The following is a 16,004-nucleotide window of genomic DNA, read 5'->3' on the forward strand; positions in this document are numbered from 1 at the left end:
GCCAACAGGACCTGGGCTAATGGCGACATTGGTCGGTCTGTCGTCGGTATAGCTGCAGGGCTTAAGGAACAAGGCCCACGTCCGTGCTGATCCGCCCCTGTTCCAACGCGATCACCATCCGCGCCCGCCGCACCGTCGCGGGGCGGTGGGCGATCACCAGCAGTGCGCACTCCCCGGCAACCTGATCCAGCGTCCGCGCGAAAGCGGCTTCGTTCGCTGCGTCCAGTTGGGACGTTGGTTCGTCCAGGAGCAGCAATTCGGGCCGGGCCAGCAGAGCTCGGGCGATTGCCAGGCGCTGGCGTTGGCCGCCGGACAGCATGCCGCCGTGTTCGCCTGCTGGGGTTTCCAGGCCGGCGGGGAGGCGGTCTACGAACTCGGTCAGGTTGGTTTTCTCCAGGACGTCGCGGATTTGCTCGTCGGTCGCATCCGGGGCGGCGTAGGTGACGTTGTCGCGCAGAGTGCCGTGCAGGATCGGGGTTGTTTGTTCTACCAGGCCGATTCTCTGGCGGCATTCGGCGATAGACGGCTGGTGTCCGTTGAACAGAATGGTTCCGCGATCCGGTTCGTAGAAGCGCTCGATCAGCGCGAGGATGGTGGATTTTCCGGCTCCGGAAGGGCCGACCAAGGCGACGTGGCCTCGTCGCGGGACAGTGAAGGAGACGCCGCGCAGTACTGGGCTGTCGGGGTGGTAGCTGAACCAGACGTCGCGCAATTCCAGTACTGGGGCGGAAGCCACGGAGGTGCGGGAGAGGGGCGTGTGGTCGGTTTCGGTGGGGAGCTGGGTCATGTCGTGGACTCGCTGGAACGCGGCCAGTCCTTTTTGGACGGTGGCGGCCAGTTCGAACAGGCCCGCGCTGGGGACAGCAATGTAGCTGACGTAGAGCAGGAAAGCGACCAGTTCGGACAGGGTGAGAGCGCCGTTGGCGACCTGGATTCCGCCTGCTACCAAGACCGCGATGAGGGCGCCGTGTGCGGAGAGGGTTACCGCGGGGGCCGCGATGGAATTCAACCGCGCGGCTCGGACGTTGTCTTGATACGTGGTGCGGGCATAGTGGCCGATGCGGTCGGTTTCCCGGTCTTCCGCACGGGTGGCGCGGATGGTGCGGATGGCGCTGAGGGCTCGTTCCAGTTCGGCAGCCATCAGGCCTAGATTGTCTTGCGCGTTTTCGGTGGCGTTTCGGATGCGTGCCAGCACAAACAGCGTGACGCCGCCGACGCCGCCGACGATGACGGCGACGATGCCGAACAGCAAGGGGCTCAGCCAGAGCATGGCGACGGTGCCGCCGATGACTACGAAGCTGCCGGTGAGCATTTCGACCAGGTCGTAGGCGAGGGTGTCGCGCAGCAGGGTCGTGTCGGCGGTGGTCCGGGAGAGCAGGTCGCCGATCCGGTGTTTGTCGTACAGCCGCATGGGCAGCCGCAGCAAATGGCTGACCAGGCGGACTCGCAGGCCTAGCACGACGCCTTCGCCCGAGCGTTCCAGCCAGTAGCGGCCGATGGTGTCCGTGACGGCTTCGGCGACGAACACGGCGATCAGCGTGACCAGCAGCCAGCCGACCGCACGGCCCGCTCCGACCGCGTCGATGGTGTCCATGGCCAGTACTGGTTGCAGCAGCCCCAATCCGGCGCCGACGAGGGTGAACAGGAGCGCGACGGCGATGTTCTTGCGGTGCCCGCGGGTCGTCGCGAACAGATGGCGCAGGCCGACCCGGGTCCGGACGTGTTCCTCGGCGGCGGGCGGACTGGTCTCGGGGGCGGTGACGGTCATTCGGCCCGGTCCTCGGCAGTCAATGGGGCGACGGTCAGCAGCGGAGCGAAATAGCCCGCCGGATGGATTTCGTCGACGACCTGGCCGTCGGCTTCGATCCACGCGTGGGCGCTGAACGGTTGCGTGCGCACGCCGGTGCGCCAGGTCGGCCAGGCGCCGTGCACCCGGCACAGCAGCGCGGTGGCGACGGAGCGGAGCAGGCAGCCGTCTCCCGCGCAGCGCAGGCTGATCGCGACTACTGATCGGCGCGCGTCGCGGGCTTGGTCGAAGGTGGCGGGCCGGGCGCCTCGGCGGGCGAATTCCAGGATCGCGCAGAGGTGCTTGGGAGACAGCCAGATCAGCACGGTGGCGACGCCGACGGTGAGCAGCGGCACCAGCTTCCGGTGCAGGGGAAGGCGAATTCGGTGGGGTACCACGGAAGGCTGGCTCACGACGGTTCAACCAATCCGGCGGCGAGCAGGTTGTCGGTCATCTTGGCGATGTCGGCGCGGACCCGGGCGGCGTCGATGTCGTACCGCGCGGCGAGGTCGGCGGCGATCCGGTCGGCGGATTCGCCTGCCAGCAGGCGGTCGAGGGTGTGCGCGCCGGTCCGGTTGACCTGCCAATAGCGTCCGGTGCGCCGATTGAGCAGGACCGAGCCGTCGGGAGTGTCGGTGAGCGCGGTGTCAGGGTGCAGGTGCATGGGTCCTCCGTTCGGTCGCTGGCCGAGCCTCGGCGATCGCGCGCAGCCACATCTCGCAGCCGAGCGCGGTTTCCAGATGCGCTTCCATCTCGTCGTCCAGCCGCGGCTCGAGCAGGGCGGCCCGGAAGGCGTCGAGATCGAGCAGACCGCGCGCGGCCAGTGTCGAATCGGCGAAGTAGTCGAGCAGGTCGGGCACGTGGCGGTGGGCCTCGGCATCGTCGTCGTCCTGGTAGTCGCCCTTGGTGGTGCGGTCGAGGATGAAGTCCGGGACGAGGCCCCGCATCGCGTCGGCGAGCAGCGGTTTGTACCGCCACGGCGTGAAACGGTCGGCCGTCCGGACCGCGAGCGCGGCCTCGACGACCCGGTCGTCCAGGTACGGGAGTTCGAGCGGCACGCCCTCGGCGGCGTACTCGCGCTGAACCTGTTGGGACAGCGGTCCCGCGGCGCGCAGGCTGGTCAGCGCCTCGTGCTGGCCGCGATCGGCCGCGAGCGGCGTGACCTCGCCTGCGATTGCGTACAGCACCCGGCGGGTCGTGGCGAGCGCGTCGCCGGTGGCCCACGGCGAGGCCCGGACCACGTCGGCCCAGCCCAGTTCCGGCGTTCCGCGCCGCGGCAGCGGATCGGTCAGGTGGTCCGCGGACTCCCGCCACCAGCCGCCCCAGCTTTGCCTGCTGGCGAGGCCGGCCAGGGTGCGCCGCCACGACCAGCGGCCGAGGGCGCGGTAGACCCGGAGATGCCGCAGTCCGGTGAGCGGGCGACGACGGATCAGGGTGTGCAGATAGCCGGGCGAGGCGCTGAAGACCTCGTCCCCGCCGTACCCGGCCAGATGCAGGCCCGTGCCGCGTTCGGCGAGCAGGCGGATGCCGTGCGCGGAACTGTTCACGCCCCTGGTCGTCGCCCACGGTGCTTCCAGATCGGCCGTCGAGTAGGGCGGTGCGAACAACGCGGGCGAATCGGCTTCGAGCAGGTCGAGGTGTTCGGCGTGGGGGAGCAGCCGGGCCGCCTCGGCCGCGAAGAACGGATCGTCGTTGACGACGCTTCCTTCGGTACACCGGAAAGTGAGCAGGTCGGGGGTGTTTTCGGCGGCGAGGAAGCACAGCGTGGTGGAATCCATCCCGCCGGACAGATCGGCCGACAGCCTGCCCTTGGCCGGCCGCCGGTCCGCGACTGCCTCGCGCAGCGCGGCGCGCACGGCCGGAGCGCCTTTGCGGATCGGCAGGACCGGTTCCGGCGGGCGCCACCAGCGGACCGTGCGCGCGATTCCGTCCTCGGCGATCGCGACGTAGGAATCCGGTGGCACGGAATGCACTGCGCGCCACCAGCTTTGCTCGATCAGCGGCGGCAGCAGCTGCATCTGGGTCAGGTGCGCGGCGAGGAGATCCTCGTCAACGCCCGCGCCGGTCATCTCGGCCAGCAGGTCGGCGCGGGTGCCCGCGATCGCGGTGGGACCGACCCGGGTGTGGAAGGCCCGGCGCAGGTTCGTCAGGGTGCCCTGCAGCCGGACTTGCCCGTTCACCGAGGCGATGAGGTGCGCGCTGCCGGGCAACACCCGGGCGAGCGCGTCCGCGTCGGCCGCGGTGCGCAGCCGTGCGGTGAAAGCGGTCAACCGTTCGACCGGCATCGGGCAGGACCCGAACACGGCGACGCGGGCCCGGCCCGCGATCGCCACCCGGAGGTCGCCGGGCTCCCAGCGGCCGGCCAGCCATGGCCGCCCGGAGGAATGGAACAGGACGCTCGGTCGCTGGTAAGGGACTCTCGGCAGCAGCGCGGCTCCGCCCGGCGAATCCGGGAGCACGACAAGACTGCTCGACACTGCGTTCATCGGACCACCGGTCTGGATCGAGTGAACGACGGGAAGACGAAGGTGGCTGAAAGCCGGTTGACTCGGCCTTCAGCCACATCTGGCTGTCACCGCGGGGATTGCTTGGTCAGCGACGGCGACGACGGTAGCGGCGGCGGCTGTCGCGCGGGCCGCCGACGAGGATGCGGCGGGTGTCGGTCGCGAAGCAGCCGGCGGAGGCCGAATCGGGGGCTTGGTAGCGTTCGGGAAGCGTCACAGTCTGCACGGAAACCAGTCCTCTGCCTTTCCGGTGAACGTGTCTTTCCGGTGAACGACGGGGCGACGAACGTGGCTGAAGACCGGTTGAGCAGGCCTCCAGCCACGTCAGCTCAGCTCAGCGGGCGCCAGTGCCGCCCGCGGGGATCGCTTGCTCAGCGACGACGACGCGAGCGACGGCGGCCGTCACGCGGGCCGCGGCGGTGCCGGCGGGTGTCGGTCGCGAAGCAGCCGACAGACGAGGCATCAGGTGCCTGATAGCGCTCGGGAAGAGTCTTCACAAAAACCAGTCCTCCTCAACTCGCTCTTTCGAAAAGCATTTCTTATGGGTTGAATAGCGATCGCTAATGAACTTTCGTTCTGCGCGGAGTACCCCGCGCAGAAGACGCTAGCAGGACCGCCTTGCTCCGGCACTCGTGCGTTCAGTCGAATCAGTTGGGCCGACGGCGTTGCCGCGCTGGAACTGCGGCGAGATCTGCGGTCGGTGACCGGTGGCCGCTTTTGTTTTTCATCAAATACATGAGCAGCCGTGCACTTCGCCCGCTGGAGGTCGGTCGTCCGGTTCGACCTCCAGCGGGCGGACAGTTCGGTGGAAGAATTAGTGCGGGTGACCGGGGCGCGATGAACGCTTGCCGAATTGTTTTCAGAAGGTCTGGCCTGAACGGCGTCGAAATCGCCTTCGACGGCCCCGCCGGCTTTGGCGGCCGGTCGAACTCATGCGGGGAGTCCGAGTGCGCCGGGAGCGCCGGCCGGGACCGCGGGATGGCGCGGGGCTACCGGGTCGATGCGTTGGTACGGCGCGCCGAGCGGAGGACGGCGGTCTTGCTCGCCGTGGTTGGGCCAGAAGGACATCGCGCGTTCGGCTTGGGCGGTGATCGTCAGGGAAGGGTTGACACCCAGGTTCGCCGAGATCGCCGAGCCGTCGACGACGTGCAGGCCGGGGTGGCCGTGGACGCGCTGGTACGGGTCGAGGACGCCGCCCGCCGGATCGTCGGAAATCGCGCAGCCGCCGATGAAATGGGCGGTCATCGGGATGTTCAGGATCTCGCCGGTGGTGCCGCCCGCGATGCCGTCGATTTTGTCCGCGACGCGGCGGGCGGCGTCGTTTCCGGCCGGGATCCACGTGGGATTCGGCTCGCCGTGGCCGGGCGCGGACGTCAGTTTGTGCCGTCCGGTGCGGGTGCGTTTGCCGGAGACGGTGATGGAATTGTCGAGCGTTTGCATGACCAGCAGGATGATGGTGCGTTCGGACCAGCGGCGCGGCGAGAACCAGGTGAAGTTGCGCGGATTCCGGGCGAACGCGCCGAGCCAGGTCAGCCAGCGCGGGACGGACTTGCCGCCGTCGGTGAGCGCGGTTTGCAGCAGCGACATGGCATTGCTGCCTTTGCCGTAGCGGCACGGTTCGATGTGCGTGTGCGCGTCGGGGTGGATCGACGAGGTGATCGCGACGCCGTGGGTGAAGTCGACGTCCTTGCGTTTCGATTTCGCGCCCAGAATGGATTCCGAGTTCGTTCGGGTCAGCCGCCCGAGGCTGGCGGAAATTCGGGGCAGTGAGCCGGTTTCGCGGGCCCGGTGGAGCAGCTTTTGCGTGTTGTAGGTGCCGGCGCTGAAGATGACGTCACGCGCGAAGAAGGTACGCAGGTTTTTGCGGCGGCGGGGCGACTTTCCGGTGCGGACCGCGGTGACGATGTAGCCGCCGTCCGCGGGGCGCACGTCGAGCACTGTGGTCATCGGGAGGACGTTCGCGCCGCGTTGTTCGGCCAGGTAGAGGTAGTTGCGGTCCAACGTGTTCTTCGCTCCGACGCGGCAGCCGGTCATGCAGGACCCGCATTCGGTGCAGGTTCGGCGGGCTGGTCCGGCACCGCCGAAGAACGGGTCTGGCACGACGGCCCCGGCGGGAGTGTCCTTGTCGCCGAAGAAAACACCGACCGGGGTGAGCTGGAAGGACGAGCCGACACCCAGGTCCTCGGCGACATCGCGGAGCACCTCGTCCGCGGTGGTGACGGTGGGATTCTGCGTGACGCCGAGCATCCGGCGGGCCTGGTCGTAGTGCGGTTTCAGTTCGTCTTGCCAGTCAGTGACGTGCGCCCACTGCGGATCCGCGAAAAACGGCGCGGGCGGTTCGTAGAGGGTGTTGGCGTAGTTGAGGGAACTGCCGCCGACGCCCGCGCCGCCGAGGATGACGACGTCGCGGAGCAGGTGGATGCGCTGGATTCCGTAGCAGCCGAGACGTGGTGCCCAGAGGAAATTCCGGACGTCCCATGAGGTTTTGGGCAGGGTTTCTTCGGTACGGCGCGGGCCGGCTTCCAGCACGGTGACGCGGTAGCCCTTTTCGGACAGTCGCAGTGCGCTCACGGAACCGCCGAAACCGGAGCCGATCACGAGGACGTCGGTCTCTTCGCGGGTGGTGTCATGCATTGTTGTCCTCGCAGGCGTCAGCGCGCGGTGGCGAATTCGAGGGCGTCCTGCCAGGCGGCGCGACGCGTGATTCGATTGCGGTACTTCATGATTCGTCCGGGCTGATTCAGTGCCAGCGCGCCGGCCAGCCGGTCGCCCGCGCGGTAGAGGGCAAGCCAGGAGTCGTCGGAAGGCGAACCGACCAGGGTGACGTCGTCGGTCACGACGCCGACCATTTGGATGCGGTCGCCGTACCAGTCGGACCAGAAGTACGGCACTGTCGAGAATGGACTCGCGACTGGACCGACGGCGTTGCGGGCGGCGGCTTCGGCTTGCGCGGCGGCGGAGGTCCAGTTCTCCAGCCGCATCGTCGTCGAGAACAGCGGGTTGTGCCAGCGGGCCGCGTCTCCGGCGGCGTAGATTCCTGGGGCGGCGCGGAGAGTTTCGTCGCAGAGCACGCCGTCATCGAGCGGAAGGCCGCTGTCGGCGAGCCAGCCGACGGCCGGGCGGGCGCCGATGCCGACGATCACCAGGTCGGCGTCGAGGACACTGCCGTCGGACAACGTGACCTTATTCGAATCGACGGCCTGAACCGTTGTGCCGCACCGCAGATCGACCCCGTTGCGGCGGTGCAGCTCGGCGAGCACCGAAGCCATTTCCGAGCCGACGGCGCGGACGAGCGGCACGTCAGCGGCTTCGACGATGGTGACCGCGGCGCCGCGTTCGCGCAGGGCGGAAGCGATTTCCGCGCCGATGAAACCGCCGCCGACGAGGACGGCCCGTTCGGTGGCCGGGATGCGGGCGCGGATCGCGCGGGCGTCGTCCAGCGTGCGGAGAGTGTGTCCGCCGAATGGCGAAGCGACGGGAGCGCAGCCGGTGGCGATGATCAGCGAATCGAAGGGCACTGTGGACTGTCCGATAAGGACTTCACGGTGCGAAACCGACAACCCGGTCGCGGGTTCGCCGAGTCGGAGATCAATTCCCAGCGACGAGAGAGCGTCAGCGTCGGCCAGGGTGGGCGGCGCGCAGTCCGGATCGGCCAGGAACGCCTTCGACAGCGGCGGCCGGTCATACGGCAGATGCGGCTCGGCTCCGACGAGCGTGACCGGCCCGTCGTACCCGGTCCGGCGGGCGGCGGTGGCGGCACGCAGTCCGGCCAGCGCCGCCCCGACGACTACCAGTCCTGCCTCGCGCATGGCTCCGTCCTCGCCCTCGGGATCTGGGACGCCGCCGGACGGCGATTGGGCACCGTCCGGCGACGCTGGCCCGAAGTCTTCCCGCGAGGCCGGGCGCGAGCATCGGTCCGCGGACCGGGACAGCGGGACCCGACTGGTCCCGGAGCACAAAATCAGTCGACCGGCCGGAGCACGGCGGGACCCAGCAGGCGGCACGCCAGCAACGCCACCTCGACGTCGATCCGCCCCTCGGACAGCGGACGGCCGCGTTCCTGCTCGGCCTTGCGGAGCCGGTACTGGATGGTGTTCTTGTGCAGGTGCAGCTCCTGCGCGGCGACCATCAGGCTGCTCCCGCTCGACAGATACGCCCACACCGTCTCGCGCATCCGGTGGTGCCCCTCGTCGTCGTCGGCCAGCGCGCCGAGCACCGACTGGACCCAGCCCGCGACCGCCGACGGATCGGCCGCGACCAGCGCCAACGGCCCGAGCTGCGCCGCCGCGGTGACTGGCCGCGGCTGGGTCCGCTCGGTCATCTGCGCCACGGCCTCGGCCTGCCGGGCCTGCTGGTGGGTGGTGCGGAATCCGGCCAATCCGCTCGCCGGGTCGCCCAGCGCGACGCGGACCGGATCGGGTGAGCCGTCGAGAGCGGCGGACACCGCGTCGAGGTCGAGGCTCGCCGTCGGGAACCAGGCCCAGACGGTCGAGGCGTCCGGGGCCACGACCAGCGACGTGGTGCCGAGGGCGTTCGCGAGCAGGGCCGCGTGGCGTTCGAGGGTGGTCAGCCGGGCGCTTTCGTCCAGCTCAGGACCGCACCACAGCACCGCGCCGACATGCCGGTCCGACAGCGCGTAGCCGAGGGTCTTCTCGACGTCGGCGGTGTCGACCGGCTTGCCGGACAGTGCGGCTTGCACCTTCGCGAGCCGCGCCGCGTTGCGGTGACGCAGCCAAGTGTCGCGCTCCAGCTGGTAGGCCTCGACGACCTCTTCGGAGATCTTGTCGATGTAGGTGAAGGCGACGTGCGACAGGTCGGTGGCGGCGGCCGAGATCTCCGCGGTCTGCACTGGTTCGACCGCGATCCGGGCGATCATCACCTGCTGGAAGGCGGCCTGGCCGAGCCGGTACGCGCGCAGCATCGCGGTGATCGGCACCCGGCGCTGCGCCAGCCGCCGCGCGAACTCCAGCGCGGCCGGCGGCGCACCGACTTCGTCGGGATTCGTCGCGCCGCTCAGCACGCCCAGCGCGGCGACGAGATTTTCCCGGACCGAGCTTTCCAGCAGCTCCCAGGCCTGTGCGTCCGGCGCGAGCACCGGTACCGCCTCGGCGATCTCCTCCACGATCCGCGCGCAGAGCACCGCGAGCTCGGCCAGGACCGAGTCCGCGACCTTGGCCAGCGTGGCGGCAGCCGTCGACGTCACAGGCAGCACCGTACGCCCGGTTCGTGCCCGGGACCCAACGCAGCCGGGCGTTTCGGTTTCGCGCACAGTGTCGCGCCGCCCGCGAATTCCTACCTTCAGGAAAACGACAGACCGCGTGGAGGCCGCCATGAAGAAGTACCGCCTCGCCGGAGCTCACGGCGAGACCGCCTGGCACGACCGGAAGCGGCACTTGTGGCTGCTCGGGCTGGTGGTGCCGCTGCTGCCGTTCGCCGCGATCGGGTTGCACGCCGCGACCGGGTCCGACGCCGTGCTGTGGCTCGGACCGCTCGTCGTGCTCGTCCTCGTCCCGCTGATCGACCTCGTCGCCGGCTATGACCACACCAATCCGCCGGACGAGGTGATGGAGGCGCTGGAGGAGGACCGCTACTACCGCTGGATCACCTACCTGTTCCTGCCGTTGCAGTACGCCGGTTTCGTGACGGGCGCGCGGATGCTCGCGCGCGGCGACCTGTCCGTCGGCGGCAAGATCGGCCTCGCGATCACGCTGGGCACGGTCGCCGGCATCGCGATCAACACCGCGCACGAACTCGGCCACAAACGGGAAAGCACGGAGCGCTGGGCGGCGAAAATCGCGCTGGCGCAGTGCTTCTACGGGCATTTCTACATCGAGCACAACCGCGGGCACCACGTCCGCGTCGCCACCCCGGAGGACCCGGCGTCGAGCCGGTTGGGCGAGAGCTTCTACCGGTTTTGGCCGCGCACGGTCTTCGGTTCGCTGCGCAGTGCCTGGGGTGTCGAGCGGAAACGCTATGCCCGCAAACAAAGCCACCCGTTCCACCTGGGCAATGACGTGCTCAACGCCTGGTTGATGAGCGCCGTGCTGTGGGGCGGGCTGATCGCCTGGCTGGGGGTCGGGATCCTGCCGTATCTGGTGGTGCAGGCGGCGTTCGGGTTCTCGCTGCTGGAAATCGTGAATTACATGGAGCACTACGGGATGCTGCGCAAGCAGGTCACCAATGGCGCGAAGACCCGGTACGAGCGGGTCACTCCGGCGCATTCCTGGAATTCCAACAATGTCGCGACGAATGTGCTGCTCTACCACCTGCAGCGGCACAGTGATCACCACGCGAACCCGACGCGCCGGTTCCAGACTTTGCGCGACTTCAAGGAAAGCCCCGTTCTGCCGACCGGCTACACCGGGATGATGGTCGTCGCGCTGGTCCCGGCGTGGTTCCGCAAGGTGATGGATCCGCGGGTCTACCGGCATTTCGACGGCGACATCCGGCAGGCGAACGTGCAGCCGGGCAAACTCCCGTCGCTGCTGAAGAAATACCCGGTCGTCGCCGCTGCCGAAGAGGAGCCCGCCGCGGACACCCGGCCGAAGCTGGCCGACGACGTGGACGCCGCGCGGTGCCCCGGCTGCGGCTACGTCTACCGCGTCGCGGAGGGCAACGAGCTGGAGGGCTTCGCCGCCGGGACGGCGTGGTCGGAGATCCCGGACGACTGGACGTGCCCCGATTGCGGCGTGCGCGACAAGGTCGACTTCGTGCCCGTGGTGCGGGAGGCGGCGTGATGAAGATCGTTGCGGACCACGGCAAATGCGAGGGCCTCGGCATGTGCGAGGCGATGGCGGACCAGTTCTTCGAAGTCGGGGACGACGGCGTGGTGCAGGTCCTCGACGAGACTCCGCCCGAAGAGGACCGGCAGTTCGTCGACGCGGCGGTGCAGGCGTGCCCGGTCGCCGCGTTGCGGCTGCAGGGTTGAGGCCCGTGGAGACGGAGCTGCTGGGGCGGGCGCGGTCTGGCGACCAGGCCGCGTTCGCCGTCATCTACCAGGAACACGCGTCGCCGATCTTCCGCTACCTGCGGATGCGGGTGCCGACGGTGACCGTCGCCGAGGACCTGACGAGCGAGGCGTTCCTGCGCGCGTGGCGAAAACTGCCGGACTTCCGCCCGGACGTCGGCTCGTTCACCGGCTGGCTGTACACGATCGCCGACAACCTCCTGCGCGACCACCGCAAATCGGCCCGCTACCGGCGTGAACTCCTCGACGGGAAAGACCACGACGGGCCGGACGTCCGAGGCGGAGCCGACCGGCTCGCGCTGGCCCGGATCGAAGCCGCGGCCCTCCGGCGGTGCCTGGCCGACCTCAGCGAACCGCAGCGCGAGTGTGTGCGGTTGCGGTTTTTCGCCGGGCTTTCCGTCGCCGAGGTCGCCGAAACGATGAACAAGAACCCCAACAGCGTCCGGGCGCTGCAGCACCGCGCGGTGCGCACGCTCGCGACGCTGCTGGCCGAGACCGAGAAGGTGTGACGCTGGTATGCACGGATTCCTGGAGATTTTCAAGATCATGGGGCCATTGCTGGTCCTGATGCTGTGCCCGATCTGGCTTCCCCTGCTGGGGATGCTGATCGGGAAGCTCGCGGATCTCTTCTCCGGCGGCGGCAAGCGGGTCGAGCCCGCGCCTCGGGTGGTGCGCGCCGAACCGGCCGAGGCGGGGAGTCGCGTTTCGCGGTGAGATATAGCCGGGCAAGCATGTCTCGGGCGGCAAAGAGCATTGGTCAGGCATTCCGGACTTTCTTAGCCTGACTGCGGGTCGAAGGTGCCGGACACCCGCTCAAAGGAGAGCCGCGATGACCGAATGCCAGCCTGTCACTGCTCAGCCGCCGCCCGGTCCGGTCATCGGCGCGCAAAGCGACGGAGTCCTGCGTTTCCGCGGCGTGCGGTACGGCACCGCTGAGCGGTTTCAGCTGCCGCGTGCAGCCGAGCCCCGCTCCGACGCTGTGCTGCCCGGGCCGATCTGCCCACAGCTCGGCTCTCGCCTGGAGGCCGCGATGGGGCCGCCGCGAGACGAGCCGCCCCAGTCGGAGGACTGCCTTCACCTCGCGGTCGCGACACCGGCGCTGACCGGGTCGCGTCCGGTGCTGGTGTGGCTGCACGGCGGCGGTTTCCTGAGCGGTGGAGGCACGCTTCCCTGGTACGACGGCGGACGGCTCGCCGCGGACGGCGACGTGGTTGTCGTGTCGGTCAACTACCGGCTGGGGGCGTTCGGCTACCTGGTCCACGACGGCGTCAGCGAGGGCAATCTCGGCCTGGCAGACCAGACGCTCGCGCTCGAATGGGTGCGCGACAACATCGCGGCGTTCGGCGGCGACCCGGGCAATGTCACCGTCTTCGGCCAGTCCGCGGGCGCGCTTTCGACGCTCGCCTTGCTGTCCAAGCCGGACAGCCGTCCGCTCATCCGGCGGGCGATCGTGCAGAGTTCTCCGGATCCCGCGATCATCCAGGATCGCGCGAAAGCACAGGAGATCGGCCGGTATTTCGTCGACGCGGCCGGCGGAGATCCGGTTACCGCTTCCGTCGACCAGCTGCTTGCCGCGCAACAGCAGACTCTCCGGTGGAACGCGGCGAAGGACCCGACGTCGACCCGGCCGCCGTTCGGGATCGTCGACCTCGACGTGCGGCTGTCCGAACCGTTGCCGGACTTGATGATCGGATACACCGCGCAGGAGTGCGAGGCGTTCGCGATCGGAGTGCGGGACGACGAGATCCGGCAGGCGATCGCGGACCAGACCGAGCCGCTTTTCGGTCGCCCGGCGCTTGAGTTGGCACAGCAGTACGGCGCGTACTCCTACGAGTTCGCCTGGGCTCCGGAACACGGCGGCTACGGCGCGATCCATTGCCTCGAACTGCCTTTCCTGCTGGGCACCCCTGAATCCTGGCGCGGGAGCCCGATGCTGGGCGACACGAGCTGGGCCGACGTCGAACGTCTCGGCGCCCAGATGCGCTTGTGGTGGACCGAATTCGCCCGGTCGGGTTCGCCGGGACCGCGAAGCGGCTTCCGGATCGGGAATTCCCCTCAGACACTGGAGAACACGCCATGAGCAAGAGCATCCATTGGCCCGTTGTCCTGCTTTGCTTCTTCGCTGTTCTCCTCGACGGTTTCGACACCGCCGCACTGTCGTTCACGATCCCGACGCTGTCGCACGAATGGGGCTCCGCTCCCGCCGCCTTCACCTTGCCGTTGGTGCTGACCAACATCGGGGTCGTCATGGGATATCTGGCGGCGGGTTACGTCGGCGCCCGGATGAAGGCGCGGTCCGTGGTGCTCACCGGCGTCCTGATCTTCGCGGGCGCGACGGTGCTGACCGCCGCGATCCTGCACCTGAAATCCATGCCGGTCTTCGCCGCGACTCGTCTGGTGACCGGGTTGGGGCTCGGTCTGGTCCTCCCGGCCGGGGTTTCGCTCGCGACGAAACACAGTGCGGAGGGGCGTCGGGAGCTGGTCTCCGTGGCGGTGACCCTCGGCCTCGCTTCCGGGAGCAGCCTCGGCGGGTTCTTCGGCGGCAAACTGCTGCACAGCGTGGGGTCCGCCGGGGTCTTCTACGTCGCCGGGCTGGCTCCGCTGGTGCTGGCCGCGGTCATGGCGATGGTGCTGCCCGCTCGCGAGCCCGCGGTCGCGAGCACGGCGAAGCAGGAGGCCAAGGTGAGCAGGCTGTTCGGCCCGGGCTTGCGGCTGCCGACCTCGCTCATCTGGGCGTTCTCGTTCTTGATCTTCATCACCGCGTACGTCCTGATCTCCTGGGTTCCGACGCTCCTCACCGGATACGGCTTCGCCGCCGGGAAGGCCCCGCTGGGGCTCGCGTTCCTCACCCTCGGCGGGATCGCGGGCGGGCTGGTGCTCATCCCGCTGGCCGCGCGGATCGGGATCGCCCGGGCGCTGATCCTGATGCCCGCCATCGGGGCGGTGTGCATGGTCCTCGTCGCGACGGTGCCGGTCGGCGAGACTGTGCTGTTCCTGCTGCTGGCCGGGGCCGGTTTCGGGGTCACGGCCGGGCAGATCGGGCAGCTGACCCTCGCGGTCTCGATCTATCCCGCGAGCACTCGCACCACCGGCGTCGGCTGGGCTGCGGCGCTCGGGCGGATCGGGTCGATCGTCGGACCGGGCGTCGCGGGCTTGCTGCTCGCGCTGGCATTGTCGGCGCAGACGATCGTCCTGGCGACCGCCGTTCCCGTGCTGGTGGCAATCGCTTGCGCGGTCGGGCTGAGCCGGGTGCGGGCGCAGGCGGGGAGGGAGCGCGATGGCGCACTGGTTCGATCTCGGTGACGTCGCGGTCGTTCCGCTGATCGAGGACGACCGGCTGCTGATCGAGCCTGGGGAGTTCTTCCCGGGACTCGAACCGGACCTGGCCGACTGGTACGCGCGGGAACCGTGGTTCGACCGGGCGGCGGGGAAGCTGGTCTTCGTCATCCAGTCGTTCCTCGTCTGCTCGGCGGACGAGGTGCTGATGGTGGACGCGTGTGTCGGGGCGGGGAAGGACCGTCGGCGCGCGGAGTTCGACCAGCTGCCGGACCGGTGGATGCAGCAGTTCCTCGCTGCCGGGCTGCGGCCCTCGGAGGTCGATGCGGTGGTGTTCACGCATCTGCACACCGATCACGTCGGCGCGGCCACTGTCCAGCTGGAACCGGTCTTCCCGGATGCGCCGCACTTCGTGGTCGAGGAGGAGTTCCGGTACTGGTCGAGCGAGGCTGGCGGGGAGGCCATGCGCCGGACCGGTGACTACCTCGCCGACAGCGTGCTGCCGATCGAGCGGGCCGGGCAGTTGAGCTTCGTCGCGCCGGATGCGGTGGTGGGCAAGCATGCTTCGCTGGTTCCCGCCGCTGGGCATACGCCGGGGAATGTGTGCGTGCGGGTCCGCGGCAGCGCGGGGACTGTCCTGCTGGCCGGGGACACGATGCATCACGGGGTGCAGGTCCGGCATCCGGAGCTGAGCACTCGGTACTGCGTTGATCCGGAGGAGGCGGCGCGGGTCCGGAGCCGCCTGCTGGAGGAAGAGCTGGGCTCCGTTCTCCTTCCGACTCACTTTCCGGCGCCGTCGGCGGGCCGGGTCCGGCGTGGTCAGGATGGGTACGTCTTCGAGTTCGCCGCCGACCTGCTCCGGACCGGGCAGTTCCGCTACCGGGATTGGCTGGCGTAGCTGGCCAAAGTCCGTGAGGGGAACCCTGAGGGACTCAGAGTCCCTCAGGGTTCCCCTCACGGACCGTCGACCGTGATCGGGTCGAGCTGGCGGCGGAGCAGGCAGAACACGTTCCCCTCCGGGTCGGCCAGCACGTGCCACGATTCCTCCCCGGTTTGCCCGACGTCGGCGGGCCGCGCTCCGGCGGCGAGGAGGCGTTCCAGTTCCGCGTCCTGGTCCCGGTCGGTCGGGTTCACGTCCAGGTGCAGTGGCAGTTTCGCCGGTTTCGGGTCGCTGCTGCGGCTGAGGATCAACGTCGGCTGCGGGCCGCCGAAACCGGCTGGAGGACCGATCTCCAGGTCCTCTCCGTCCCAGCCGAGTTCGACGTAGCCGAGGACTTCGCACCAGAACTCGCCCATCCGTCGCGGGTCGGCGCAGTCGAGGACGAGTTCGGTGATCCGGCAGGCCATGCGCGCGAGCTTAGGGCCGCCGGACACCCGCGCCCAGCGGATTTCGGTTTGTGCGCGCGGATAGATCTGCCGCCCCGGATTCGTCCGCGCGCACGAACGTCGTGCCCGGGAAACCTCCTAGGGT

Annotated in this window: 16 protein-coding genes; 7 read left to right on the forward strand and 9 right to left on the reverse strand. The window is 69.1% G+C overall.

Annotated features, from left to right (window positions below; all coding sequences use genetic code 11):
* Positions 1 to 61: 61 nt before the first annotated feature.
* The 8 genes from ACFXI3_RS14110 to ACFXI3_RS14145 all read right to left on the reverse strand — a co-directional run bounded on the left by ACFXI3_RS14110 (position 62) and on the right by ACFXI3_RS14145 (position 9,493).
* Positions 62 to 1,768: an ABC transporter ATP-binding protein gene (locus tag ACFXI3_RS14110; RefSeq protein ID WP_378399797.1), complete on the reverse strand. Its 1,707-nt coding sequence runs from the start codon at positions 1,766 to 1,768 to the stop codon at positions 62 to 64.
* Positions 1,765 to 2,142: a lasso peptide biosynthesis B2 protein gene (locus ACFXI3_RS14115; RefSeq protein ID WP_378399798.1), complete on the reverse strand. Its 378-nt coding sequence runs from the start codon at positions 2,140 to 2,142 to the stop codon at positions 1,765 to 1,767. Before ACFXI3_RS14115 ends, ACFXI3_RS14110 begins: the two co-directional genes overlap by 4 nt.
* 53 nt (positions 2,143 to 2,195) lie before the next feature.
* Positions 2,196 to 2,450 carry a lasso peptide biosynthesis PqqD family chaperone gene (locus ACFXI3_RS14120; protein ID WP_378399799.1) on the reverse strand — a complete coding sequence of 85 codons (255 nt, stop codon included), beginning with the start codon at positions 2,448 to 2,450 and terminating at the stop codon, positions 2,196 to 2,198.
* Positions 2,434 to 4,272, reverse strand: a complete 1,839-nt coding sequence (locus ACFXI3_RS14125; RefSeq protein WP_378399800.1) for an asparagine synthase-related protein — start codon at positions 4,270 to 4,272, stop codon at positions 2,434 to 2,436. Before ACFXI3_RS14125 ends, ACFXI3_RS14120 begins: the two co-directional genes overlap by 17 nt.
* A 106-nt stretch (positions 4,273 to 4,378) precedes the next feature.
* Positions 4,379 to 4,516, reverse strand: coding sequence for a hypothetical protein (locus ACFXI3_RS14130; protein WP_378399801.1), 138 nt, complete (start codon positions 4,514 to 4,516; stop codon positions 4,379 to 4,381).
* Positions 4,517 to 5,220: 704 nt separating this feature from the next.
* Positions 5,221 to 6,924, reverse strand: a complete 1,704-nt coding sequence (locus ACFXI3_RS14135; protein WP_378399802.1) for a GMC oxidoreductase — start codon at positions 6,922 to 6,924, stop codon at positions 5,221 to 5,223.
* 17 nt (positions 6,925 to 6,941) lie between these two features.
* Entirely contained in the window at positions 6,942 to 8,099 is a 1,158-nt protein-coding gene (locus ACFXI3_RS14140; protein ID WP_378399803.1) for an NAD(P)/FAD-dependent oxidoreductase, read from the reverse strand.
* Between the two features lie 152 nt (positions 8,100 to 8,251).
* The gene (locus tag ACFXI3_RS14145; RefSeq protein ID WP_344280097.1) at positions 8,252 to 9,493 is read right to left on the reverse strand and encodes a helix-turn-helix domain-containing protein; all 1,242 of its coding nucleotides are present in this window, start codon (positions 9,491 to 9,493) and stop codon (positions 8,252 to 8,254) included.
* A 127-nt stretch (positions 9,494 to 9,620) separates the two neighbouring features.
* Between ACFXI3_RS14145 and ACFXI3_RS14150 the strand changes: the two genes are divergently transcribed.
* The 7 genes from ACFXI3_RS14150 to ACFXI3_RS14180 all read left to right on the forward strand — a co-directional run bounded on the left by ACFXI3_RS14150 (position 9,621) and on the right by ACFXI3_RS14180 (position 15,431).
* Positions 9,621 to 11,027: a fatty acid desaturase gene (locus tag ACFXI3_RS14150; protein WP_378399804.1), complete on the forward strand. Its 1,407-nt coding sequence runs from the start codon at positions 9,621 to 9,623 to the stop codon at positions 11,025 to 11,027.
* A complete protein-coding gene (locus tag ACFXI3_RS14155) occupies positions 11,027 to 11,218 on the forward strand; it encodes a ferredoxin (RefSeq protein ID WP_344280091.1) in 192 nt (63 codons plus the stop codon). Before ACFXI3_RS14150 ends, ACFXI3_RS14155 begins: the two co-directional genes overlap by 1 nt.
* A gap of 5 nt (positions 11,219 to 11,223) precedes the next feature.
* Positions 11,224 to 11,766, forward strand: a complete 543-nt coding sequence (locus tag ACFXI3_RS14160; protein ID WP_378399805.1) for an RNA polymerase sigma factor — start codon at positions 11,224 to 11,226, stop codon at positions 11,764 to 11,766.
* Positions 11,767 to 11,773: 7 nt separating this feature from the next.
* On the forward strand, positions 11,774 to 11,971 hold the full coding sequence (locus tag ACFXI3_RS14165) for a hypothetical protein (protein WP_344280085.1): 198 nt from the start codon (positions 11,774 to 11,776) through the stop codon (positions 11,969 to 11,971).
* 115 nt (positions 11,972 to 12,086) lie between these two features.
* Positions 12,087 to 13,337 carry a carboxylesterase family protein gene (locus ACFXI3_RS14170; RefSeq protein ID WP_378399806.1) on the forward strand — a complete coding sequence of 417 codons (1,251 nt, stop codon included), beginning with the start codon at positions 12,087 to 12,089 and terminating at the stop codon, positions 13,335 to 13,337.
* The gene (locus tag ACFXI3_RS14175) at positions 13,334 to 14,560 is read left to right on the forward strand and encodes an MFS transporter (RefSeq protein WP_378399807.1); all 1,227 of its coding nucleotides are present in this window, start codon (positions 13,334 to 13,336) and stop codon (positions 14,558 to 14,560) included. Before ACFXI3_RS14170 ends, ACFXI3_RS14175 begins: the two co-directional genes overlap by 4 nt.
* Positions 14,535 to 15,431, forward strand: coding sequence for an MBL fold metallo-hydrolase (locus tag ACFXI3_RS14180; protein ID WP_378399808.1), 897 nt, complete (start codon positions 14,535 to 14,537; stop codon positions 15,429 to 15,431). The genes ACFXI3_RS14175 and ACFXI3_RS14180 overlap by 26 nt, the downstream gene beginning before the upstream one ends.
* A 56-nt stretch (positions 15,432 to 15,487) precedes the next feature.
* Here ACFXI3_RS14180 and ACFXI3_RS14185 read toward each other — a convergent pair whose 3' ends face one another.
* Positions 15,488 to 15,880: a VOC family protein gene (locus ACFXI3_RS14185; protein ID WP_378399809.1), complete on the reverse strand. Its 393-nt coding sequence runs from the start codon at positions 15,878 to 15,880 to the stop codon at positions 15,488 to 15,490.
* Positions 15,881 to 16,004: the final 124 nt, after the last annotated feature.

This window comes from Amycolatopsis sp. NPDC059235 (assembly GCF_042754125.1).
In the GTDB taxonomy this organism is placed as follows: domain Bacteria; phylum Actinomycetota; class Actinomycetes; order Mycobacteriales; family Pseudonocardiaceae; genus Amycolatopsis; species Amycolatopsis albidoflava.

Excerpts from the sequence above, each read along its gene's own strand:
- ACFXI3_RS14150 (WP_378399804.1), top strand. The coding sequence starts at position 9,621 with ATGAAGAAGTACCGCCTCGCCGGAGCTCACGGCGAGACCGCCTGGCAC.
- ACFXI3_RS14120 (WP_378399799.1), bottom strand. The coding sequence starts at position 2,450 with ATGCACCTGCACCCTGACACCGCGCTCACCGACACTCCCGACGGCTCG.
- ACFXI3_RS14165 (WP_344280085.1), top strand. The coding sequence starts at position 11,774 with ATGCACGGATTCCTGGAGATTTTCAAGATCATGGGGCCATTGCTGGTC.
- ACFXI3_RS14110 (WP_378399797.1), bottom strand. The coding sequence starts at position 1,768 with ATGACCGTCACCGCCCCCGAGACCAGTCCGCCCGCCGCCGAGGAACAC.
- ACFXI3_RS14175 (WP_378399807.1), top strand. The coding sequence starts at position 13,334 with ATGAGCAAGAGCATCCATTGGCCCGTTGTCCTGCTTTGCTTCTTCGCT.
- ACFXI3_RS14125 (WP_378399800.1), bottom strand. The coding sequence starts at position 4,272 with ATGAACGCAGTGTCGAGCAGTCTTGTCGTGCTCCCGGATTCGCCGGGC.
- ACFXI3_RS14185 (WP_378399809.1), bottom strand. The coding sequence starts at position 15,880 with ATGGCCTGCCGGATCACCGAACTCGTCCTCGACTGCGCCGACCCGCGA.
- ACFXI3_RS14135 (WP_378399802.1), bottom strand. The coding sequence starts at position 6,924 with ATGCATGACACCACCCGCGAAGAGACCGACGTCCTCGTGATCGGCTCC.
- ACFXI3_RS14140 (WP_378399803.1), bottom strand. The coding sequence starts at position 8,099 with ATGCGCGAGGCAGGACTGGTAGTCGTCGGGGCGGCGCTGGCCGGACTG.
- ACFXI3_RS14155 (WP_344280091.1), top strand. The coding sequence starts at position 11,027 with ATGAAGATCGTTGCGGACCACGGCAAATGCGAGGGCCTCGGCATGTGC.
- ACFXI3_RS14180 (WP_378399808.1), top strand. The coding sequence starts at position 14,535 with ATGGCGCACTGGTTCGATCTCGGTGACGTCGCGGTCGTTCCGCTGATC.
- ACFXI3_RS14170 (WP_378399806.1), top strand. The coding sequence starts at position 12,087 with ATGACCGAATGCCAGCCTGTCACTGCTCAGCCGCCGCCCGGTCCGGTC.